The sequence below is a fragment of the Campylobacter sp. RM9328 genome (assembly GCF_012978615.1).
Genome location: NZ_LIWF01000003.1, coordinates 1 through 20,567, shown reverse-complemented (window position 1 = coordinate 20,567; position 20,567 = coordinate 1). Strand labels below are relative to the sequence as shown.

The following is a 20,567-nucleotide window of genomic DNA, read 5'->3' as shown; positions in this document are numbered from 1 at the left end:
ATAAATATTATTTGCAAATACCGTTAAGAAACGAATCCACGATACCTGCAACTATCTGCATTTTTTCCTCTTTTGTTTTTGGCTTCGGCTCTTCGCCAAGTATAAGCGTCCTAAAGAAAAACGGCTCACGGATCAAAGAGCAAAAACTAAACGCAACAGCTTCCGCATCACCGCATTTTAACAAAGGTGCGATATTTGGTTTTCTTAAAAAGTCCGCTATGGTTTTTATAATAACATCGGTCATGAGTTGCGCGGTTAGCTGTGCCAAATCCTTGCTTTTATATGTTTCTGCTATAACGATCCTAAAGAATTTTGTGCTCTCTGGTTTATAAAAAATTTCAAAATACACTAGTCCGAATGCATTTAAAAATTCACTCAGGTCATTGCTCTCTTTTAAGACGGTAAGCGCATCTAGTTCACACTTAAACTCGTCCATTTTTATCTTAAGTATCGCCATAAAAAGTTTTTCTTTATTTTCAAAAAATTTGTAAACGCTAGCAAGTGAGCCACCGCTTTTTGTTACTATCTGATTTAGGCTTGTATTTTCATAGCCGTTTTGTAAAAATAGCTCTTGTGCCGCCTCGATGATAGAGTCGTAGCGTTTTTGACCTTTTTTTGAGATATTCATGCCTTGCCTTTAGTTTAAATTTTGTTTTTTAGGATAGACAAAAACGGTTTCCCTATCGACGCTTATCTTCTCTTTTTCATCTACCGCATAAGCATTTATCTTAATAGTTATAGGCATATCTTTTTGGTCATTTAAATTTAAATTTTTAGATCCTAAAATCACGATAACACGCTGTTTGTGGTTTGGCTTGACCTCGATAGGCTCACTTGGGCGCACGATCTTGATATTTGTGTCATTTGTGTCAAAATAATACGTATGTTTTTTGCTATCGGTGTTTTGAAATAAAAATGTATATGAATTTTCTACATTTTTATCTTTTGTGATGTTATAAAGCTCGCTTGTTCTATTTATATTTAAGAGCATATGCTCTTTTTTGCCACTCATTAACACCAAAACTACCGAAGCAACGGAGAGTATCGCCACATAAGCGATCGTTCTAAAACGAAGATATTTGACCTTTTGATGTGTTTTTTGCGCATTTTCACTTGTCCACTCTATAAGCGAAGGAAAGTTAAATTTAGCCATCACTTTAGAGCAAGCATCGGAGCATTCAAGACAGTTGATACACTCAAGCTGCATACCTTTTCTGATATCAATATGTGTGGGGCAAATTTTCACACAAGCCTCGCAGCCTGTGCATTGTGCACCTTCTATCTGCGGTTTCTTCCATAGTCTTGTGCCCTTATCATAAATTTTACCTCCACGCTCTTCGTTATAAAGAACTTGGATGGTGTCGTTGTCAAACATTGTTGATTGTATCCTAGCATACGGGCAAACATATACGCAAAAATTCTCTTTTAAAAAGCAAACGTCAAATACAAGCCAAAGCGTGATACAGGCTAAAAAACCTACTAATACCTTATGATTTGTCCAGTCACTTAAATAAGCAAAAAAGTCTTGTGGCGGAACAAAATACCACAAAAAATTTGAGGCGATAAGCACAGATAAACATGCCCAGATTATCACACTCAAAGCTCTTTTAAAGACACTTACATCTTGCTGCTTTTGTTTATCTTTTATATTTTTATAAATTTTTAAAATTTTAGTTTGTATCAGGTCTCTATAAACAGATCTAAAGATAGTTTGAGGACAGCTCCAACCACACCAAACACGGCCTCCAAGAGTTGTTAGAAAAAATATAAAAAGAAATAAAATAATAAACAAAAACGGCATCAGATAAAGCTCTTGCATATCAAATTGCGTAAATAGCAAATGAAGCTTGCTTTTATCAAAACTAAGCAAGAAAAAATGACTATCGTTTATTTTAATAAAAGGTAGCACAAAAGCGATTGCGGTGATAATGGCAAAACCAAAATGCCTTCTTGAAGTATAGTTTTTTTCACATCCCATAGTAAAACCTTTGCAACAAATTTATAATATTTTAAAAATAATTTAGTGAAATTATATCTTTATAAGGTTAATTATATATAAAAATTTGTTTTTTTAAATTTTTTCAGATATAATCCGATTTCTAATTTTTTATTGAAAGGTGGTGAGGACGTTGCCTGGTATTAAGGTACATCCGAACGAGTCTTTTGACGAAGCTTACAGAAAGTTCAAAAAGCAAGTTGATCGTAACCTAGTTGTAACTGAAGTTAGAGCTAGACGCTTCTTTGAGCCTATGACTGAAATTCGCAAAAAGCAAAAGATTGCAGCTCGCAAGAAAATGCTTAAGCGCCTTTACATGCTTAGACGCTACGAGTCAAGACTCTAAAAACCCATTAAACCGATCCGGCGTAGCTTGGTCGGTTTAACCCTTATTTTATCCTTATTTGTTATAATTACTCATAAAAATTTTTAAGTCAATACAGGATTTTTTATGCAAAAGTTGCCTGTTAATGAAGCGGCCAATGTCTTAGGTATCACAAAAGAAGCGGTTTATAACCGTATCCGCCGTGGCTCGCTAAAGTCTGTCGAAAAAGACGGGCAAAAATTTGTCGTTTTAGATGACGCCGACATAAAAGACGAAAAACCGAGCAAAAAAAGACAAAGCCACAATGAAACAACCAATAAGCAAAACGGCGAATTTGTTAGATATTTGATCGAGCAACTAAACGAAGTTAAGGCATTAAATTTAAATCTACAAGCCGACAAAGATAGACTCTTTAAAGAAAAAGAGCAAATGCTTATCGAAAGCAAAAATGAAATTTCACAAATTTACAAAGAGCGCGACGAAAAGCTAATGGTCTTTTTAAAAGCCATGGAAAGACCGTTTTTAACGCACGTAAAAAGCGAAGAAACAGCGGTTGAAGCGGTTGTAGATGAGGAGATTAGCGAGCAAAAATGGATAAGCTTGAGTGAATTTTTACGAGAATTTTCATTTGAGCCAAAAAAGCAAAAAAAAGCTCAAAATAAGATCATAAAACACATAGGGCGCTCTAAATTTATTAAATTTAAACAAGGTGTGATTTTGATTAGAAAAGATAAAACATTAAAAGAATTGATCGGAGAAAAATGAAACATATCAAAAAAATAGCAACTTACGCGGCTATCGGCGGTTTTGGTGCGATAGTCATGGCCGGACTTGCCGGATGTACAAGCAACGAACAAGGCGACTCGCTCGAAGAGGTAGCACAAAAAACCGGAGCCTTTGTGATTATAGAAGAGACTGCAAACGGAGCGTATAAAATTTTAGAAGAGTATCCAAGCAGCGAAACTCGTGTGGTTTTAAAGCAACTTGACGGCACGGAACGTGTGTTAAGCAAAGAAGAGATGGATAAATTAATTGCCGAAGAAAATGCAAAAATAGAAGCCGGAACGTCAAATTTAACAAATCCTAACGCGCAACTAAGTAGCGGGGGAGCAAGCTTAGGCGAGACCATACTTGCTTCTGCAGCAGGCGCTATCATAGGTAGCTGGATCGGCAGCAAGCTCTTTGGTAACCAAAATTTCCAAAATCAACGCCAAACCGCTTATAAAAATCCAAGCACATACACAAGAAGTGCCGATAGCTTTAACAAAGCCAAAAGCACTGCCACAAGCGGAGCCAAAGGAAGCACTAAGAGTGGATTTTTCGGCTCAAATTCCGGCTCGAAGGCAGCTTCAAGCTCAAGTCAAAGCGTAGGCGGTTGATATGATAAATTTAAAAAAAATCAAACCCTTAAATAAAGAATTTATGGAACAAATCGGTTTTGCGTGGCATACCAATAGCGATAATTCATCCTATGTTGCAGATGAGGTAGTAGGCGTTACGAGCGATGAAGCCCGGGCGTATTACGAGGCAGCAAATGAACTTTATGATATGTTCATTGCCGCAGCACAGCACATCATCGAAAACAACCTCTTTCATGAAGTGGGAATTCCTTTTAACCTCATAGACGCGATAAAACAAAGTTGGGAAAACGACGTGCACTGGCATTTATATGGCAGGTTTGACCTAGCCGGCGGGCTTGACGGAAAACCGATAAAGCTTATAGAATTTAACGCCGATACTCCGACTGCAGTCTTTGAAACCGCGATCATCCAATGGGCTATGCTTAAATTTAATAAAATGGATGAGAATTCCCAGTTTAACGATCTTTACGCGGCACTTGTAGAAAATTTCAAACGCCTTGTAGTCCTTGGCGGAGATACGAACGACTTTAACAAATACTACGAGGGCTGGAAAATTTTATTTAGCACGATAGCCGGAAATATCGAGGATGAAAATACCACAAAACTCCTTCAAACAGCGGCAAATGAAGCTGGATTTACGACTGATTTTGCCTACGTGGACGAGGTGGAATTTAGTGATGAGAACGGGATCTTTAAAGGCGAAGAAAACTACGAATACTGGTTTAAACTTATCCCATGGGAAGATATCGCCATAAACGAAGGCGAACTTGCGTTAATACTAACAAACATCCTAAATAACCAAAAGGCCATCATCCTAAATCCAGCCTACACACTACTTTTTCAAAGCAAAGGGATACTTAAAATTTTATGGGATTTATATCCTAATCATCCGCTCTTACTCGAGGCCTCAAACGAGCCGCTAGCCGGTAAAAAATGTGTCAAAAAGCCTGTTTTTGGACGAGAAGGAGCTAATGTAAGTATCATAGAAGCAAACGGCGAAGTAAGCTTTGAAAACAAGGGCGAATACGACACAAGTCGCGTCGTTTACCAAGAATTTTACGAATTTAATAAAGATGAACGCGGGGATAATTATCAAGCGGGGGTATTTTTCGCGTATGAGGGTTGCGCTCTTGGATATCGAAAAGGCAAAGAAATCCTTGATAATTACTCCAAATTCGTAGGACATTTTATAAAGGAGTAGCCGTGAAAATCGTGTGTTTAGACGCTTTAACGCTTGGAAGTGATATAAATTTAGATGTATTTAAAAAATTTGGCGAATTTGTGCGTTATGAAACAACCGCACAAGACGACGCCATACAAAGACTAAAGGATGCCGATATCGTTATCACCAACAAAGTCTTGATAACAAAAGAGGTCATGGACGCTACAAATTTAAAGCTAATCTGCGTTAGCGCAACCGGAACAAATAATGTAGATATGCGATACGCAAAAGAGAAAAATATCCCTGTTAAAAATGTCGCAGGATACTCTACAAATAGCGTTACACAACAGACTTTCGCTTCACTTTTGGCTCTTTTAAACGAAGTCGAGTTTTATGATGGTTATGTAAAAAGCGGCGAATGGGTAAAAAGTGAAATTTTTACAAATTTAGATAGAGCTATTTGCGAACTTTCTGGCAAAAATTTCGGCATAATCGGTCTTGGAGAGATAGGCAAAAACGTAGCAAAAGTAGCCCAAGCCTTTGGAGCTAAAGTTTTTTACTACTCTACAAGCGGAGCAAACAACAACACGGAATTTGAGCGCTTAGAGCTTAAAGAGCTTCTAAAAATTTGCGATATCGTAAGCATTCATGCACCTTTAAATGAAAAAACCAAGTCGATCATCGGCAAAAAAGAGCTTGAGCTAATGAAGCCGCGAGCGATTATATGCAACTTTGGCAGAGGCGGGATAGTTGATGAGGAAGCGCTTGCAAAAGCTATCGATGATAAAAATTTAAAAGCATGTATCGATGTGCTAGAAAGTGAACCTATGAGTGCAAACCATCCGCTTTTAAATATTAAAAATAGCTCGAATTTGATCATCACTCCACACATAGCATGGGCTAGTTTAGAAGCTAGAGAAAAGCTTATAAATTTAATAGTTAAAAACATTGAAGAATTCATAAAGGACGAAAATGGCAAGTGAACATAGTTTTGACATAAGTTGTGCAGTCGATATGATGGAGGTTAAAAACGCTCTTGAAACATCAAAAAAAGAGCTTGCGGCCAGATATGATTTCAAGGGTGTAACCGCCCAAATAGAGCTAAATGAAAAGGAGAAATTTGTAAGCCTTTTAAGCTCAAGTGACAACAAGATAGACGCCTTAAAAGATATCGTTATCTCAAAGCTTATCAAACGCAACATCCCGCCTGTGGCGCTTAGTGAGAGCAAACGCGAAAGTGCTGGCGGAGGTAATATAAAGGCCATTTTAAAGCTAAACGATACTTTAGACAGCGAAAACTCCAAAAAGATCACAAAAGCCATCAAAGATGCAAAGCTAAAAGTAACAGCTAGCATCCGAGGTGAAGAGGTGCGAGTAGTAAGCAAGTCGATCGATGATCTACAAGAGTGTATACGTCTTGTAAAAGGACTAAATTTAGAACTTCCTCTGAGCTTTAAAAATTTAAAATAATCCCCACAACCAAGGCGGCAATGCAATTTTTTGTTGCCTTGGTTGTTTTAATAGCTTAATATAATTTTGTTGCGATTTAATTTCTCTTTAAATTTATAAGCTAAAATGCCGTAAAATTCACGTATCGCTCTTTTATAAAAGTTAAATTTAATTAAAATTTCGATATTCTAACAAATTATTTAAAAAATACTTACTAAAGGTAACTAATCATGATTTTTAAAAATACCGTAGAGAGTTTTGCGGTAAATTATGCACATAAATCTATACAGCGCTCTCTTTATAATGAATTTAATATAAAAATCTTAGACGAAAATCAAAAATACACAAAAACTCCAAAAGAAGGCAAAAAATACATGCTATATGCGCATGTGCCCTTTTGCCATACTTTTTGCCCATACTGCTCGTTTCACAAATACCACTACGAGCAAGAGCTAGCCAAACACTACTTTGAAAATTTACGCGAAGAGATGCGTCAGGTAAAAGCAGCCGGTTTTGACTTTAACTCCCTTTATGTAGGTGGCGGAACAACGCTTATAAATGAGCCTGAACTTGAAAAAACACTACGCCTTGCAAAAGAGCTTTTTAACATAGAGGATATATCGGCAGAAAGCGATCCAAACCACATCTCACCTGAAAGTCTTACTAGATTTGACGGACTTATCGACCGTCTAAGCGTTGGCGTTCAAAGTTTTGATGACTCTATACTAAAAAAAGTCGGCAGATATGAGAAATTCGGTAGCTCGGCTGAAGTTCAAAAAAGACTTGAAAAAGCCGTTGGTATGATACCGGTTATCAGCCTTGATCTTATCTTTAATCTACCAAATCAAACAAAAGAGCAGTTAATAAACGATATAAAAATTTCAAAAGCCATAGCACCTGAACAAATCACGCTCTACCCGTTAATGAAATCAGAACTAACTCGCGATAATATCGCTCGTTCGCTTGGTGTTTCAAACGTAGACAATGAGCGCGAATTTTACGAGATAATCGTAGATGAATTTGCCAAAGGCGGATATCGCCAAAGTAACGCATGGGCGTTTTCAAATCAAAAAAATGCCGATATGCGCGATGAATACGTCGGCTCAAATCACGAATACGTCGGCATCGGTAGCGGTGCGTTTAGCTTTTTAGAAGGAGAACTTGTTATAAACGCTTTTAACCTTCTTGACTACGGTCGCAAGGTCAAAGCGCAAAATAGCACGGTAATAGCAAAATGCGCATTTACCAAAAAAGAGCGCTTAAAGTATATATTTTTAACAGAACTTTTTGACGGATCGGTAGACATCGCAAAATACAATAAAAACAATGGCGCAAACATCCATAAAGATCTATTTGTAGAGCTAAATTTACTAAAACTCGTAAATGCCATATATGAAGAAAACGGCTGCATTAAACCGACATTTTTTGGTAAGTATATCTGTGTTGTGCTTATGCGTGATTTTTATGCCGGCATGGATAGAGTTCGTGCTTTATTTAAAGATGACGCAAAGATCAAACGAACTAAAAATTTACATGTTATGAGCGAAGATACAGGGGTTAGCTATGAGCAAGCGGTCACAAGACCAAAGGCTGCGATCTAGCTACTCAACTTTATCGCTTAATAAAACAGCTATAAATTTCGTGCTTGGGTTTGCATCAAGCGCGATTTTTAGGCTCATTGTTAAAGGAACAGCTAAAAACATCCCGCCTACTCCAAACAAAAATCCCCAAAAAAGCAAGCTAAGCAAGACCACAAGAGTGCTTATGCCAAGCCCCTTGCCTAGAAATTTAGGCTCTATAAAATTTCCTATCGCAACATTTACGCAAATATAAAGAGTAGCAACCCACAAACAGGTGCTTATATCATTTAGTAAAAGCGATACCAGTATCGCAGGAAATGCCGCTATTATCGAGCCTATCGTCGGGATAAAATTTAACACACACGCCACTATACCCCAAAGCGAAGCATAAGGAACACCAAGAAATTCAAGTCCCAACCAGATAATTATACCGGTTGCCCCGGAGGCGATCGACTTTATGGCAAGATAGCGTTTTAAATTTGATATAAAAGTATCTACGATCAAATTTGTTTGCGGATTTTTACTAGCAAAATACTCAACTTTTTGATAAAAAATTTGAGTTTCAAATAGCATGAAAGTAACAAGCAAAAAGATAAAAAACGCTTTTGATGCGATTTGGGTGCCGCTTTTTAAAAAGCCTCCAACACTTGTGAAGATACTATTTGGATCAAACCCGCTAGGCAGGACGCTATTTATCTCAAAGCCGTATTTAACGGCTAGTTTAATGTATTCATCAGTTAAAATTTTAAATTTAGCCTGAAGTTCCGGCATGTATCCTAGTAGTCCGTTTAAAGTTTTTACGACAGTGTTTGTTATAGACCCTAAAGCAAAAAATATCACACCCATAACTAGGATAAAAGCTAAAATTCGCGGCAGTTTTAACTCTTGTAGTTTTTTTATAGCAGGAGAAATAACAATGGCTATAAAAACCGCCAGTAAAAATGGAAAAACAACCGTTCCTGCAGCTTTTAAACCCGATGCTATGATGACAAAACTTGCGATGTAGATCAGTGAAGCTTTCAAGATAGTCCTTTGTCGTGGCTGTTTTGGCAAAATTATATCGTAATATTATAAAATTCGCTGTCAATATAAAATTAAAACTAAATTTATCTTTTTTGCCTAAAATTTAAAAAATTTTCTGGACGGCTTATGATAAAATCCTTAATTAAAAACAATATCCTATCTATCGTGAAAATCGTATTTCTAACGCTTATTTTTAGCGCTCTTGGCATTGGAGTTTTGTCTTTTATCAACGAACGACTACTTGGAGCGCAAAGCTTTGACGCGATAGTAGCGGTACAGTTTATATCGCTTTTATTGCTATTTTTTCTCTCTTCAGTTTATGCAAATATCACACTTACAACCTTTGGCCACGGTCTTGTTTTTGAGATAAGAAAGCGCCTTGTTAAACAGATATTAGACACTTCAAACACGCAAATAGACACCATCGGCAAAGCAAAACTCATAGCAAGTCTAAACAGCGATATAAGGACGATCTCGTTTGCATTTATGAGCGCTCCGGGACTTATCCAAGGGTCTGTTTTCATCATGGCTTCCGGAATTTATATGTTTTACATATCGCCAAAATTATTTACATTTATATTTATCTGGCTTGGTTTTGCTCTTGGCATTAGCGCATTTTTAATGAGAAAAATCCACTATCATTTTTCTATAGCAAGAAAAAATGACGACGAGCTTCAACAAAGCTACAATGACGCCGTTGAAGGACACGCCGAACTTACTCTTAATCGAAGCAGAGCCAAAATTTGCTTTAACGAACTAAATGAAATTTCAGACAAAAAACGAAAAAGCATGGTAAAGGCTGATGTGTTTCATGCAATTTCTGACAATTTTACAAACGTCATGCTTCTTGGTGCGGTTGGCATGTGTGTGCTTTTATGCGTAGGATTTGGCTGGGCGAGTTTGCAAACAGCAGTTACCGTTAGCCTTACGATACTGTTTTTGCGTGGCTCACTGATCGCAATGGTAGGCTCTATCCCAACGGCTCTTAGCGCAAAAGTTAGCATGGATAAAATTTCAAATTTAAATTTAGCTCAATACACTTCGGACAAATTTGACTTTAATGACGAGCTTGGTAAGGAGTGGAAAAAGATAGAATTTAAAAATGTCGGCTTTAGTTATCCTGATAAAAATTTCAGCCTTAAAGATGTAAATTTAAGCATAAAACGTGGTGAAACGGTATTTGTCATCGGCAAAAACGGCAGCGGAAAGAGTACCTTTTCAAACATACTTTGCGGTCTTTTAGCTCCGACGCATGGAGAAATTTTACTTGATGAAGTCGGCATAAACGATCAAAATTTACGCTCATATCAGTCAAACGTAAGTGCGATACTTTCAAATTTCTACCTCTTCTCCCAAACACTTTCAAACACGGACGAATTTGCAGATAAAAAGGAGATGGACGAGCTTTTACGCATGCTTTGCATAGATAAAAAGGTTAAAGTTATAGATGACAAGCTAAGCACTACGGCACTATCTCAAGGGCAAAGAAAACGTCTTGGGCTTTTTATAGCACTGCTTGAAAAAAGATCTTTACTCGTGCTTGATGAGTGGGCGGCCGATCAAGATCCGATATTTAAGCGGGTGTTTTACCATGAAATTTTGCCGTTTTTAAAGCAAAAAGGCATAAGTATAGTTGCCATTAGCCATGATGATGCGTATTTTGATATGGCGGATAGAATTTTACTCGTAAAAGAGGGTAAAATTAGCGAATTAACAGGCGATGAACGCGAAAAGGCAAGTAAAGACGCAGTCGAAAGACTTGAGCGGGATTAATTTTAAACGAAGTTAAAAAGAAAATTTTATAAAATATATAAATCTCAAAAAGGTCAAATATGAAATTTCATAAATTTAAAAAAGCAAAAACATTAAGTCTTGCAAATTTACTAAGTCTTTCAAATCCGGCATTGGCAAACGAACTTAAAACCTGTGAATTTAAATACATCTCATGCTTTGAAGATGAGCTACTTGGAAACGAAAATTTAATACGTTGCGAAATAGGCTCTGTAAGCTACGTTCTAGCCCTACTTTGCAAACACGTATCAAATGCGCACAAGGAGTATTTTGACGAGCTTGACGATGGACTTTTAAGCGGGGAGTGTAATGTCGGCGAAGAGGAGATAAAAGAGCTTGTTCTATGGCTAAAAGATGCCAAAAACGTCATAATAGACAGTTCGTTTTTTACAAATCCCGACGCAAAAATGATATTTGAGCTTTTAGAAATATTAAATTTAGATGTTATCTTAGCCGATACACAAGCCACAGAGTATGAAACAAACGGAAATTTAAGCGAATTAAAAGAGCTTTTAAATTTTGACGGAAGCGTTATCTATCTTTATAAAAACGATAGCAGCGACGAGATAGTAGGAACTACTACTTTTAGCATGGCAAGCAAGATAAAAGACGGCGACACGATAACTGTTAGTAGCGACGACTTTAGTTTAACTCGCAAATTTAGGCTTGATAAAAACCTAAAAGGAACAGTGGCACTAGTTGGTGTTAGTGAAGTTGTCGGATACAACTTCAAGCTTGTTAAAGTAAGTAAAATTTAAAAACAAGGCGGCTGTAACACTAAGATGAAAAAAGCTTTTTTGGTTTTATTTTTTCCTATTTTTATCTACGCTTTTAATCTTAGCCTAAACAGCGGTATCGAAAACGGCAAGCCATATAGCGTCCTTCAGCTTAGCGACGAAGAGGAATTCGAGTGCGTTGAGCAACTTTTAGCATATGACACCAAGCGTTATGTTTGCATGCTTAACGACGGTGTTTTGCCACAGATAGAAGACACTATCTTGCCTCTTATGGATATAAAATACAAAAAACAAGACGGCAAGCTCTTTGTTATCATCTTGCCAAAGGCAAACTCAAGACTACTAAACATCTCAAGCGAACTATATAACGACACTCGTGCCTTTAGTTCGAGCAGTAGCATCTCAAAACACTTTAGTATCATCATCGATCAAAGCTTAAAAGAATTTGATCCGCTAAAACCAAACGGACTAAATTTCGCTCCTGATTTTAGCGAGCTTTTGCGCCCATCCATCGGCGCGCTTGACCTTAACATGGCTCCGATAGAGGGCATGGATAGCAACGACATAGACCTTTATATAAACATAAAGCGAGCCTACGAGAGCGGCAACTATCCAGTTGTTGTAGCAGAAACTAAAATCGCCATACAAAGACACCCGCAAAGCCTTTTTGCAAGTGAATTTTTACTCTACAGACTTCGCGCGCTTGATAAAATTTTTGAAAAAGAGGATAGATTTGAGGACTCCACTCCAAATTCGCTAGTTGCCGAGGGAAGAGCATGGATGAGGAAATTTGCCGCTGACGAAAACTATCCCGAAGTTCTTTACATCATCGCTAGAGCCTACTTAAAAGACGGCATAGCAAGCGATGCTAAATACATGCTTGACACACTTATAAACGAGCATGAAAGGTCTAAATTCACAAGACTTACCATGCTTGATTATGCTGATTATCTTTATAAAAACAGCAGACAAAAAGAGGCTATAAGCTTTTATGAAAACGTCCTTTACAACACCGGCGATGTCGATATCGCAAGCAGAGCGGCACTATCTCTTGTGGACGCAAACATAGACAAAGAGAAATTTGAAGACGCAAAGAATTTCATACTTAAAATTTTAAATGCGAATGAAAAATTTTTCATGAACGATCCTGCTCGAGCGATAAATTTAGCCGGGGTTTTCGTTGATAAAAACATGCCTGACGTAGCGGCTAAAATTTACGAGATCATAGCCGACAACAGCGAACGCAATAGCCCATTTTATGAAGTTGCTTTAAAAAACATAGGCATAAATTTAGCCAAACTAAATGACGTAAATAGAGCTTATGCTTACTTAAAACGCTACGAGAGTGAATTTAAATACAACGGCGAATACTCTGCCGAAGTCACACAAGCCCTTGATGCGCTCTTTTTTGAGTTAAAAGAAAATAACTCAACCAAGCTTCACGAGCATTATAGAAGCTTGATGGACAAATACGACAGCTCTGATATCGGTAAAAAGGCGCTTGTAAGCGAAATGGCTCTAAATTTTAACGAGCGAAAATACCGCGACGTGCTTAGCTACACTCAAAAAGCCAGAGACCTCAACCTAACCGAAGCCACAAACTACCTCGACCGCGCCGCATACGAGCTTGCGAGGATTGGATTTATAAACAACGACTGTCAGATTGTGATAAATTTACTTGAAAACTACGATGTCGATAAAATTTCACTTCCTCAGTTTAAACTATACGAGTGCTACTTCCGCACAGCAAGATACAACGACGCGCTTAATCTCTCAAAATCCCACATAAAAGATGAAAACCTAGAAGACCGCGTCGAGTGGCTAGTAAATTTGAGTAAAATTTTATACCAAATGAAAGATTACGAGCAAACCGTTCAAGTTGCAAACGAAGCCTTGGGACTTGGTGCGGGAGTTGAGTACTCAGACCCCACTCCGGTGCTTTTTGATAGATTTTACTCGCTGTTAAATTTAAACCGCATAGAAGAGGCCATAGCTACGCTTAGCGCCATAGAACAGCTTAGAGGGCAAGACTTTAAAATCATCGAGGCATATAATGCAATTAGCGAATACGCCTTTGGCAAAAACAACCATGCTACGGTTACCGTCTATGCCAAAAAGGCTCTTGAGTTACAAACTAGAGTTAAGATAAATGTCTTTTCTCCAAAGCTAAATTTACTTTATGCGACTTCGCTTTTGAAGATAGATAGCATAAATGAAGCGCTTGATGAGGCAAAATACATCTTAAACATGAAGCTAGAGCCTCAAGATAGGCTTAGAGCATTAAATTTAATATCTGAAATCTACATCAAACTTAAGCGATATGATCTTGCAAGAGAGCATCTAAATGAGTGCGTTGGTTCAAATTTCAACAGCCCGTGGAAAAGCTCATGCGAAGCACAGCTTCAAATTTTAAACTAAGCCTTCAAGACGTTTTATAAGCACATCTTCAACCGCGTCAGGTTCGCCGATAAATTCTTTTTCAAACTGCGAGCGGTTAAATGTGCGTTGGCGTTTTGCAAGCTGTGTCGTGTGTATCATTATCAGCTCTTCAAGCTCCGCGACATTTGAAATTTCACCCCTAAAATACTGCGCGCACTCTTTAAGACCGATTGATTTAAGGGCTTTTTGTTCATATCCGTATGTGTCAAATAAAAATTTCGCCTCATCAAGCAAACCTTGTTTGAACATCTGATGTGTTCTTTCTTTTATACGCTCTCTTATTGCTTGGGTTGGCCATAAAATTTCATATATCTCAAGCTCTTTTATGAGCGGTTCACCCGTATTTTCCTTTAACCAAATGCTTGGAATTTCATTGCTAAATTTATAAATTTGATACCATTTTTCAAGTCTATAACTATCGTTTTGACTAAATTTCATAGCAAAATCACCATCTATCTTCTTAGCTAAACTATAAATTTCTTCATTACTTGGAATTTCGCATTTTGGCACATCGGGAGTAAGACCACTAAGCATGGCCTTTAAGTAAAAGCCGCTTCCGCCGGTGATTATCAAAAGGCAGCCATTATCTTGCGCCCACTTTAAGGCATTTTGATAAATTTTAAAAAACATTCCGACGCTAAAGTCTTCATTTACATAAATTTCATTGACCCCAAAATGCTTTACAAGCTCGAGCTCGCTCTTGCTAGGTTTGGCACTTGCAATGTCGATTTGTTTATACAAAGCAAGCGAATCAAGACTTAAGATAACTCCGTTAAATTTACGAGCGATTTGTATAGCTAGCGAACTCTTGCCGCTTGCAGTCGTGCCGATGAGGGCTAGTTGGTGAAACATTTTCCTGCCTTACGCGCTAAAATGGCTTCATTATAACAATATAAATTTAAATTTAAAGCAAAAGAGAGTAAAATGAGAAAATTTAACAATGGAAGATAAATGAAAAAATTTATAAAAATTTTACAAGATATCGGCGAACTAATCGTATTTAAGCACTCGGTTTTCGCTCTACCTTTTATATTTACGGCGATGGTTGTCGCTAGCAAACAAACAAACGACAGTGTTTGGTTTGGATTTGGGCTTTTAGTTTTAGGAATTTTATGTGCCGTAAGTGCTAGAAATTTCGCTATGGCTTACAACCGATATAAGGACGAAGATATCGACAAGCTCAACCCTCGCACAGCAAATCGCCCAAGTGTAGACGGCAGAGTAGGAAGAAGAAATTTAGAGCTTTTTATCATCGCGAATGCAGCTGTTTTTATCATCACGGCTTATTTTATAAACTCACTCGCATTTTGGCTTAGTTTTCCAATACTTGGAATTTTAGCCGGTTACTCTTTATTTAAGAGATTTAGCGAGTTAGCTCATCTTGTTTTAGGGCTTTGCCTTGGTCTTGCGCCTATCGCCGGAGCGGTTGCGGTAAGCGGCGAGATACCGCTTTGGAGCGTGCTTTTGTGTCTTGGAGTTGTGTTTTGGGTTGCAGGGTTTGACCTACTTTACTCACTTCAGGATATAGAATTTGACCAAAAAATGGGACTTTTTAGCATACCTTCGGTATATGGCGAAAAAGCCACAATGTTTATCTCGGCTATATTTCACGTCGTTGCGACACTACTTTGGCTACTTTTTGCATGGGCGGCACAGCTTGGATTTTTAGCATTTTTTGGTATCGTAGTTAGCGGCGTCATACTTTTCATGGAACATCGTATCGTAAGACGAGACTTTAGCAAGATAGATCGTGCGTTTTTCACACTAAACGGTTATCTTGGAATTTTGTTTTTTGTATTTGTTTTATTGAGTGCACTATGAGCAACATACGCATAATACCCGCTTCGCTAGACATTAAATTTGAGCTTGATGAGCTTAGCAATATAGACTTCTTGCAAGAATTTAACTCCATAATCCCAAGCGACGAAGACCCGCTTGGAGCATGGCTAAAGCGTGTAAAGTCGCGTGGCGATACAAAAGAGAGCGACCAAGTCATGCTAACGCTTTTGGTTGAGCTTCACCGCAAATTAGACGAGCTTAGTGATGTGATAAAAAACGAACAAAAGCAATACATCGACCTTGCTCAAAGCGCCAAGATAGACGGTATCGGCTTTGAACATATACGCCTAAGTGAACCGAAATTTGAGCCAAAAAGACGGTATTACGCTAGAATTTTGATGCCGATATTTCCTAAAAGAAATATCGCGATGTATCTAAATGCACTTGACAAAACTACCGCCTATATCACAAATATGCACGAAGAAGACGTTAGCGACTGGGATGCTTACGTAACATCAAGAGAGCGTGTTATGATACGAGAGCTTAGGGCAAATTCTTAAAGGAAAACAATGGATCTTTTCATCATCGGCGGCTTGGTTGTTGTCTTAGTTATCATAATAGCATTTATCCTAATAAAAGAAAATGAAGCCAATAGGCGCTTTACTCGCTACGAAAGAGCCATAGAAGGACTTATGCAAGAAAATTTTAATCTCAAAAAGCAGATTGAAAATTTACCTCTTTCTAAAGATGACGACACAAAGGACAACGAAGAGTTAAAATCAGAGCTTAGCAAAAAGCTTGAAAACGATCTAAATGAAAAAATAGTGCCGATCATAAAAGCGATAAAGAGTATAGAGCGCGTGATAGACGAGTTTGCAAGCGAACAAAAAGACAGGATGTATAACTTAGAAGAGCGCACTCGCGATATAGGCAAGATCACCCCAAGCGCGCAAAATGAAGAAGAGCAGATAGTGCGTATGTTTAACTCCGGCAAAAGTATCGAGATGATAGCAAAGGACCTAAGACTTGGAGTTGGGCGAGTAGAATTTGTGCTTAAACTACATCAACTAGCCTAAGTAGGATAAATTTTAGTCTTTGAGTCCAAGCAATGCCTCGCAAATAACGGCAAAATCAACCTTTTGTGTTTTATATTGGTTTAAAAGTTTTAGTTTATAATGATGATATTAAATTTAAAAAGCATTTTATGGCTTTATAAGGTAAAACTATGCTAGTTGATAAGTATGGCAGAACGGTTGATTATTTACGCATATCAGTAACTCAAAGATGTAACTTTCGTTGCAGATACTGCATGCCGACAACCCCGTTTAGCTGGATGCCAAAAGAGAATTTATTAACATTTGAAGAACTATTTTTATTTGTCAAAGTCGCCATTGACCAAGGTGTAACAAAGATACGTATAACAGGCGGCGAACCGCTCGTGCGTAAGGACTTAGACGTATTTATAAAAATGATAAGCGACTATAAACCAGACATCGATCTTGCGCTTACGACAAACGGCTTTATGCTACGCCACTACGCCAAAAGATTAAAAGATGTGGGGCTAAAACGCATAAACATGTCGCTTGATACACTTGATGAAAAAAAGGCGAAATTTATCGCTCAAAAGGGTATTTTACACGAAGTTTTAGCGGGATTTGAAGCGGCTCTTGACGCAGGATTAAAGGTCAAGCTAAACACTGTGGCGCTTAAAGGCATAAACGATAACGAGCTCGTGTCTTTGCTCGAGTTTGCAAAATTTAGAGGCTCTCAAATTCGCTTCATCGAATACATGGAAAACACTCACGCCAAAGATGACTTAAAAGGGCTAAAAAGTGATGAAATTTTAGCCATCATCTCAGAAAAATACAAAATCACAAAAGACGAAAAACTACCAAATTCCCCAGCCTCTATTTACAAACTAGAAGACGGCTATAAATTTGGCATCATAGACCCACACAAACACGACTTTTGCGAGAGTTGCAACCGCATACGCCTAAGCGCGGAGGGACTACTTATACCTTGTCTTTATTTTGAAGATGCGCTTAGTATCAAAGATGCCGTAAGCAAAGGCGACATCGTAGCCGCTAGTGAAATTTTAAGACAGGTTTTAGAAAACAAACCAGAGAAAAACAAATGGGCGGTCGGAACTCAAAACGAAACCTCAAGCCGCGCATTTTATCAAACGGGTGGTTGATGTCACAGAGTGGACTTAGACTTGTCGAGAGCTTTTTGAGCATTCAAGGCGAAGGGAAATTTCAAGGGCGGTTGGCGATATTTTTAAGATTTTTTGGTTGTAACCTAAACTGCGCGGGCTTTAACGTAAAAGTCAAATCACAAAAAACAGGCGAAATTTTAACCGGTTGCGATACGATAAGAGCTGTTTTTACCGGACATTTTGAAGCTAAGACATTTAGTAAAGATGAAATTTTATCCATCGTTGATAGATACTGCAAGGATCTGAAATTTAAGCCTATCATCGTCATGACAGGCGGAGAACCGCTTATACATCATAAAGATGAGAACTTTATAAATTTAACAAGTGAATTTTTGAGGCGAGAATTTGAAGTTCATTTCGAAACCAACGCAACGATAGAGATTGATTTTGATAAATTTCCAGTTTATAGAAGTTGCTACTTTGCACTTGGCATAAAACTATCAAACAGTGGTATAAGCAAAGCTAAGCGCATAAACGAAAGCGCCATAAAGTCAATATGCCAAAACGCAAAAGACAGCTTTTATAAGTTTGTTTTACATAAGCCAACAAGTGATGACTTGGAACAAATTTTGCAAGTTTTAAATATATATAAAAACGAAGTTTGGTGTATGCCCATGGGCGCTGAGCAAGATGAACTATCACGCAATGCTCTTGCGGTGGCAAATTTTGCTATTAAGCATGGGTTTAACTACTCAGAGCGCATACATATAAGAATTTGGGATAAAAAAGAGGGTGTTTAATGATAATACGAAAACTGTTTAAATTTGAAAATGCACATATTGTTAGATTTTGCAGCTCTAAACGTTGCAGAACCAGTATACACGGACATAGCTATGTAGCAGAAATTTTACTTAGCTCAAATTTCTTAGACAACGCTGGCATGGTTTATGACTTTGGACTCATGAAACAAAACATCAAAACTATAATAGACAGCTTCGATCACGCCACAACGATATACGACAAAGATGACCTAGAGTATCAAAACGACCTTAAAAAGCACTCGCAACGCTGGATAAGCATACCGGTAAATCCATCAGCAGAGCAGTTTTGTAGGGTATTTTTCGTCATCATCGATAGGCTTTTAAAAAGCACCGTCATGAGCAACGGAGAGCGCGAAGTAAAACTTCATAGTGTTATCGTGCACGAAACCGACACAGGATATGCACAGTGCTTTTATGATGACGCGTATAACGAGCGCATGGGCGATATAAGCTTAGACGATATTGTATTTTCGCCATCCATCATAGAAGAATGGGAAGATAAAGAGCTATTTGAGAAAATAAAACTAAAAAAACCGATCATAAATCCAAAGGATGTTTGATGAAATTTATGAAATTTTTAGCCTTTTGTGCACTTTTGGTGTTTGGGCTTAGTGGCTGTGAAGAAAAGAAGGTAGAATTTGCCACACAGAACGACACCGTGCCTACCGATGTGCCGATATCAGCACTTGACGCAAATGTCACTATAGACGAGACCTTGCCTCCAGAGCCTGCCATCGAAAGCAATCAAAACAACCCACAAAGTAAGTAATGAGCAGAGCATGAACGAACACTTACTAGGGCTTTATGCATACACCTTGCCGCTTCATCAAGGTTTTATGCATGTTTTACTATCACTTGTTTGCATCTATCTTTTTCTTACGCAATTTGGCATAAATAATAAAAACTATTCGCTTAGAATTCGTTACTTTTTACCCATTTATCACGCATTTTTGGCAGCGATATTTTTTACGGGGCTTGTGCTTTTAAGTGTTTTAAATTTCATCGTAAATTTGCATGTTTTAAAGATGGTTCTTGGTATTTTTGCACTCATAGCATTAAGCGCCATAGGCTACAAACGCCTTAAACGATACCAAAGAGAGGGAAATTTGGTCAAATTTAGACGATTTGCGCTTTTTAAGGGCATAGCCGATATTAGTATCTTGATCTTTGCGGGGTTTTAAATGAAATTTTTATACGATGAGCGCGCAGGATGTGAACAACTAAAGGTTGTAAATGAAACTTTTTTACATCTAAAAGCGCGAAGAAATATCAAAGGCGACAGGGTAAGCTTTAGAAATTTAAAAGACGGCAAGGATTATTTATACGAGATCATAGAGTTTGACAGAAGAAGCGCTATTTTAGAGCTTGTGTTTACAAGTAGCGTGCCTAAAGTTGTGTATGACTTTAGCATCGCTTGGGCTGTCGTAGATCCAAAAACGATAGAAAAGGCATTGCCATTTTTAAATGAGCTAGGTGTTGGCAAACTCATCTTTGTTTATACTAAATTTTCTCAAGCAAATTTTAAAATAGATTTTGAGCGTTTAGAATATATTTGCGCCCTATCTTGCGAGCAAAGCGGTAGATCAACGCTAATGGAGTTTGAAATTTATAACAGCTTGGATGAATTTTTAGATGTTTATCAAAACGTTGCAGCTATAAATTTTAACGGCAAAAGTCTAGAAAAATACTCAAACGAGCTACTACTTATAGGACCAGAAGGTGGATTTGCTCCGGAAGAGAGCTTAAAACTTCAAAACCAATACTCACTTAAAACGCAAAATATCTTAAAATCACAAACAGCCATCATCAGTATAGCAAGTAAATTTTTAGCGTAAGTTAATATTGGATTTATAAAAATTATAGCTTTTATGTTATTTTATAAATCTATATTTTACATTACATATTGTTTTAATAAAAACCTTGTACTTTGTAAGCAAATATTTATAGAA

Annotated in this window: 23 protein-coding genes; 19 read left to right on the top strand and 4 right to left on the bottom strand. The window is 37.7% G+C overall.

The window, feature by feature from the left end; genetic code table 11:
• Nucleotides 1-7 precede the first annotated feature (7 nt).
• Both CCAL9328_RS02630 and ccoG read right to left on the bottom strand, forming a co-directional pair.
• Complete coding sequence (locus tag CCAL9328_RS02630; RefSeq protein ID WP_169937993.1) at nt 8-628, bottom strand: TetR/AcrR family transcriptional regulator; 621 nt, start codon at nt 626-628, stop codon at nt 8-10.
• A 9-nt stretch (nt 629-637) separates the two neighbouring features.
• Complete coding sequence (ccoG, locus tag CCAL9328_RS02625; protein WP_169999932.1) at nt 638-1,978, bottom strand: cytochrome c oxidase accessory protein CcoG; 1,341 nt, start codon at nt 1,976-1,978, stop codon at nt 638-640.
• Between the two features lie 151 nt (nt 1,979-2,129).
• Between ccoG and rpsU the strand changes: the two genes are divergently transcribed.
• From rpsU to CCAL9328_RS02590, 7 genes are all read left to right on the top strand, one after another.
• Complete coding sequence (rpsU, locus tag CCAL9328_RS02620) at nt 2,130-2,342, top strand: 30S ribosomal protein S21 (protein ID WP_169937989.1); 213 nt, start codon at nt 2,130-2,132, stop codon at nt 2,340-2,342.
• Between the two features lie 105 nt (nt 2,343-2,447).
• The gene (locus CCAL9328_RS02615) at nt 2,448-3,086 is read left to right on the top strand and encodes a DNA-binding protein (protein ID WP_169937987.1); all 639 of its coding nucleotides are present in this window, start codon (nt 2,448-2,450) and stop codon (nt 3,084-3,086) included.
• Nucleotides 3,083-3,700 (top strand): UPF0323 family lipoprotein, encoded by a 618-nt coding sequence (locus CCAL9328_RS02610; RefSeq protein WP_169937985.1) that lies wholly within the window; start codon nt 3,083-3,085, stop codon nt 3,698-3,700. The genes CCAL9328_RS02615 and CCAL9328_RS02610 overlap by 4 nt, the downstream gene beginning before the upstream one ends.
• A 1-nt stretch (nt 3,701) precedes the next feature.
• Complete coding sequence (locus CCAL9328_RS02605; RefSeq protein ID WP_169999931.1) at nt 3,702-4,883, top strand: glutathionylspermidine synthase family protein; 1,182 nt, start codon at nt 3,702-3,704, stop codon at nt 4,881-4,883.
• Nucleotides 4,884-4,885: 2 nt separating this feature from the next.
• The gene (locus CCAL9328_RS02600) at nt 4,886-5,827 is read left to right on the top strand and encodes a D-2-hydroxyacid dehydrogenase (RefSeq protein WP_169999930.1); all 942 of its coding nucleotides are present in this window, start codon (nt 4,886-4,888) and stop codon (nt 5,825-5,827) included.
• Nucleotides 5,817-6,314, top strand: a complete 498-nt coding sequence (locus CCAL9328_RS02595) for a YajQ family cyclic di-GMP-binding protein (RefSeq protein ID WP_169972285.1) — start codon at nt 5,817-5,819, stop codon at nt 6,312-6,314. The genes CCAL9328_RS02600 and CCAL9328_RS02595 overlap by 11 nt, the downstream gene beginning before the upstream one ends.
• A 209-nt stretch (nt 6,315-6,523) precedes the next feature.
• Nucleotides 6,524-7,894 (top strand): coproporphyrinogen III oxidase family protein, encoded by a 1,371-nt coding sequence (locus tag CCAL9328_RS02590; protein ID WP_169937977.1) that lies wholly within the window; start codon nt 6,524-6,526, stop codon nt 7,892-7,894.
• On the opposite strand, the gene CCAL9328_RS02585 is transcribed toward CCAL9328_RS02590, so the two are convergent.
• Nucleotides 7,895-8,896, bottom strand: a complete 1,002-nt coding sequence (locus tag CCAL9328_RS02585; protein WP_194239582.1) for an AI-2E family transporter — start codon at nt 8,894-8,896, stop codon at nt 7,895-7,897. It lies immediately after the preceding gene.
• A gap of 126 nt (nt 8,897-9,022) precedes the next feature.
• Here CCAL9328_RS02585 and CCAL9328_RS02580 point away from each other — a divergent pair, with 126 nt between their 5' ends.
• From CCAL9328_RS02580 to CCAL9328_RS02570, 3 genes are read left to right on the top strand one after another with little or no spacing between them, the layout of a single operon-like run.
• Nucleotides 9,023-10,669 (top strand): multidrug ABC transporter permease/ATP-binding protein, encoded by a 1,647-nt coding sequence (locus tag CCAL9328_RS02580; protein ID WP_169999929.1) that lies wholly within the window; start codon nt 9,023-9,025, stop codon nt 10,667-10,669.
• A gap of 59 nt (nt 10,670-10,728) precedes the next feature.
• Entirely contained in the window at nt 10,729-11,445 is a 717-nt protein-coding gene (locus tag CCAL9328_RS02575; RefSeq protein WP_169937973.1) for a hypothetical protein, read from the top strand.
• Between the two features lie 24 nt (nt 11,446-11,469).
• Nucleotides 11,470-13,842 (top strand): tetratricopeptide repeat protein, encoded by a 2,373-nt coding sequence (locus CCAL9328_RS02570; RefSeq protein WP_169972289.1) that lies wholly within the window; start codon nt 11,470-11,472, stop codon nt 13,840-13,842.
• Here CCAL9328_RS02570 and miaA read toward each other — a convergent pair.
• Entirely contained in the window at nt 13,834-14,715 is an 882-nt protein-coding gene (gene miaA, locus CCAL9328_RS02565) for a tRNA (adenosine(37)-N6)-dimethylallyltransferase MiaA (protein WP_169999928.1), read from the bottom strand. The genes CCAL9328_RS02570 and miaA overlap by 9 nt on opposite strands.
• Before the next feature lie 99 nt (nt 14,716-14,814).
• Here miaA and mqnP point away from each other — a divergent pair, with 99 nt between their 5' ends.
• From mqnP to CCAL9328_RS02520, 9 genes are all read left to right on the top strand, one after another.
• Entirely contained in the window at nt 14,815-15,684 is an 870-nt protein-coding gene (gene mqnP, locus CCAL9328_RS02560) for a menaquinone biosynthesis prenyltransferase MqnP (protein WP_169937968.1), read from the top strand.
• A complete protein-coding gene (locus CCAL9328_RS02555) occupies nt 15,681-16,202 on the top strand; it encodes a hypothetical protein (RefSeq protein ID WP_169937966.1) in 522 nt (173 codons plus the stop codon). The genes mqnP and CCAL9328_RS02555 overlap by 4 nt, the downstream gene beginning before the upstream one ends.
• A gap of 9 nt (nt 16,203-16,211) precedes the next feature.
• Nucleotides 16,212-16,718, top strand: a complete 507-nt coding sequence (locus CCAL9328_RS02550; protein WP_169937964.1) for a DUF6115 domain-containing protein — start codon at nt 16,212-16,214, stop codon at nt 16,716-16,718.
• Nucleotides 16,719-16,867: 149 nt separating this feature from the next.
• A complete protein-coding gene (moaA, locus tag CCAL9328_RS02545) occupies nt 16,868-17,836 on the top strand; it encodes a GTP 3',8-cyclase MoaA (protein WP_169999927.1) in 969 nt (322 codons plus the stop codon).
• Nucleotides 17,836-18,597 (top strand): 7-carboxy-7-deazaguanine synthase QueE, encoded by a 762-nt coding sequence (locus tag CCAL9328_RS02540; protein WP_169972293.1) that lies wholly within the window; start codon nt 17,836-17,838, stop codon nt 18,595-18,597. Before moaA ends, CCAL9328_RS02540 begins: the two co-directional genes overlap by 1 nt.
• Complete coding sequence (locus CCAL9328_RS02535) at nt 18,597-19,178, top strand: 6-pyruvoyl trahydropterin synthase family protein (RefSeq protein ID WP_169999926.1); 582 nt, start codon at nt 18,597-18,599, stop codon at nt 19,176-19,178. The genes CCAL9328_RS02540 and CCAL9328_RS02535 overlap by 1 nt, the downstream gene beginning before the upstream one ends.
• A complete protein-coding gene (locus tag CCAL9328_RS02530) occupies nt 19,178-19,387 on the top strand; it encodes a hypothetical protein (RefSeq protein WP_169937956.1) in 210 nt (69 codons plus the stop codon). The genes CCAL9328_RS02535 and CCAL9328_RS02530 overlap by 1 nt, the downstream gene beginning before the upstream one ends.
• A 10-nt stretch (nt 19,388-19,397) precedes the next feature.
• The gene (locus tag CCAL9328_RS02525) at nt 19,398-19,799 is read left to right on the top strand and encodes a hypothetical protein (RefSeq protein WP_169937954.1); all 402 of its coding nucleotides are present in this window, start codon (nt 19,398-19,400) and stop codon (nt 19,797-19,799) included.
• Entirely contained in the window at nt 19,800-20,453 is a 654-nt protein-coding gene (locus tag CCAL9328_RS02520) for a 16S rRNA (uracil(1498)-N(3))-methyltransferase (RefSeq protein ID WP_169937952.1), read from the top strand. It begins immediately after the preceding gene.
• The last annotated feature ends 114 nt before the right edge of the window (nt 20,454-20,567 follow it).

Coding starts and splice junctions, on each gene's coding strand:
- mqnP (WP_169937968.1), top strand. CDS start 14,815: ATGAAAAAATTTATAAAAATTTTACAAGATATCGGCGAACTAATCGTA.
- CCAL9328_RS02575 (WP_169937973.1), top strand. CDS start 10,729: ATGAAATTTCATAAATTTAAAAAAGCAAAAACATTAAGTCTTGCAAAT.
- CCAL9328_RS02520 (WP_169937952.1), top strand. CDS start 19,800: ATGAAATTTTTATACGATGAGCGCGCAGGATGTGAACAACTAAAGGTT.
- CCAL9328_RS02530 (WP_169937956.1), top strand. CDS start 19,178: ATGAAATTTATGAAATTTTTAGCCTTTTGTGCACTTTTGGTGTTTGGG.
- CCAL9328_RS02535 (WP_169999926.1), top strand. CDS start 18,597: ATGATAATACGAAAACTGTTTAAATTTGAAAATGCACATATTGTTAGA.
- miaA (WP_169999928.1), bottom strand. CDS start 14,715: ATGTTTCACCAACTAGCCCTCATCGGCACGACTGCAAGCGGCAAGAGT.
- moaA (WP_169999927.1), top strand. CDS start 16,868: ATGCTAGTTGATAAGTATGGCAGAACGGTTGATTATTTACGCATATCA.
- CCAL9328_RS02610 (WP_169937985.1), top strand. CDS start 3,083: ATGAAACATATCAAAAAAATAGCAACTTACGCGGCTATCGGCGGTTTT.
- CCAL9328_RS02580 (WP_169999929.1), top strand. CDS start 9,023: ATGATAAAATCCTTAATTAAAAACAATATCCTATCTATCGTGAAAATC.
- CCAL9328_RS02570 (WP_169972289.1), top strand. CDS start 11,470: ATGAAAAAAGCTTTTTTGGTTTTATTTTTTCCTATTTTTATCTACGCT.
- CCAL9328_RS02555 (WP_169937966.1), top strand. CDS start 15,681: ATGAGCAACATACGCATAATACCCGCTTCGCTAGACATTAAATTTGAG.
- CCAL9328_RS02605 (WP_169999931.1), top strand. CDS start 3,702: ATGATAAATTTAAAAAAAATCAAACCCTTAAATAAAGAATTTATGGAA.
- CCAL9328_RS02615 (WP_169937987.1), top strand. CDS start 2,448: ATGCAAAAGTTGCCTGTTAATGAAGCGGCCAATGTCTTAGGTATCACA.
- CCAL9328_RS02590 (WP_169937977.1), top strand. CDS start 6,524: ATGATTTTTAAAAATACCGTAGAGAGTTTTGCGGTAAATTATGCACAT.
- CCAL9328_RS02540 (WP_169972293.1), top strand. CDS start 17,836: ATGTCACAGAGTGGACTTAGACTTGTCGAGAGCTTTTTGAGCATTCAA.
- CCAL9328_RS02550 (WP_169937964.1), top strand. CDS start 16,212: ATGGATCTTTTCATCATCGGCGGCTTGGTTGTTGTCTTAGTTATCATA.
- CCAL9328_RS02630 (WP_169937993.1), bottom strand. CDS start 628: ATGAATATCTCAAAAAAAGGTCAAAAACGCTACGACTCTATCATCGAG.
- CCAL9328_RS02525 (WP_169937954.1), top strand. CDS start 19,398: ATGAACGAACACTTACTAGGGCTTTATGCATACACCTTGCCGCTTCAT.
- ccoG (WP_169999932.1), bottom strand. CDS start 1,978: ATGGGATGTGAAAAAAACTATACTTCAAGAAGGCATTTTGGTTTTGCC.
- CCAL9328_RS02595 (WP_169972285.1), top strand. CDS start 5,817: ATGGCAAGTGAACATAGTTTTGACATAAGTTGTGCAGTCGATATGATG.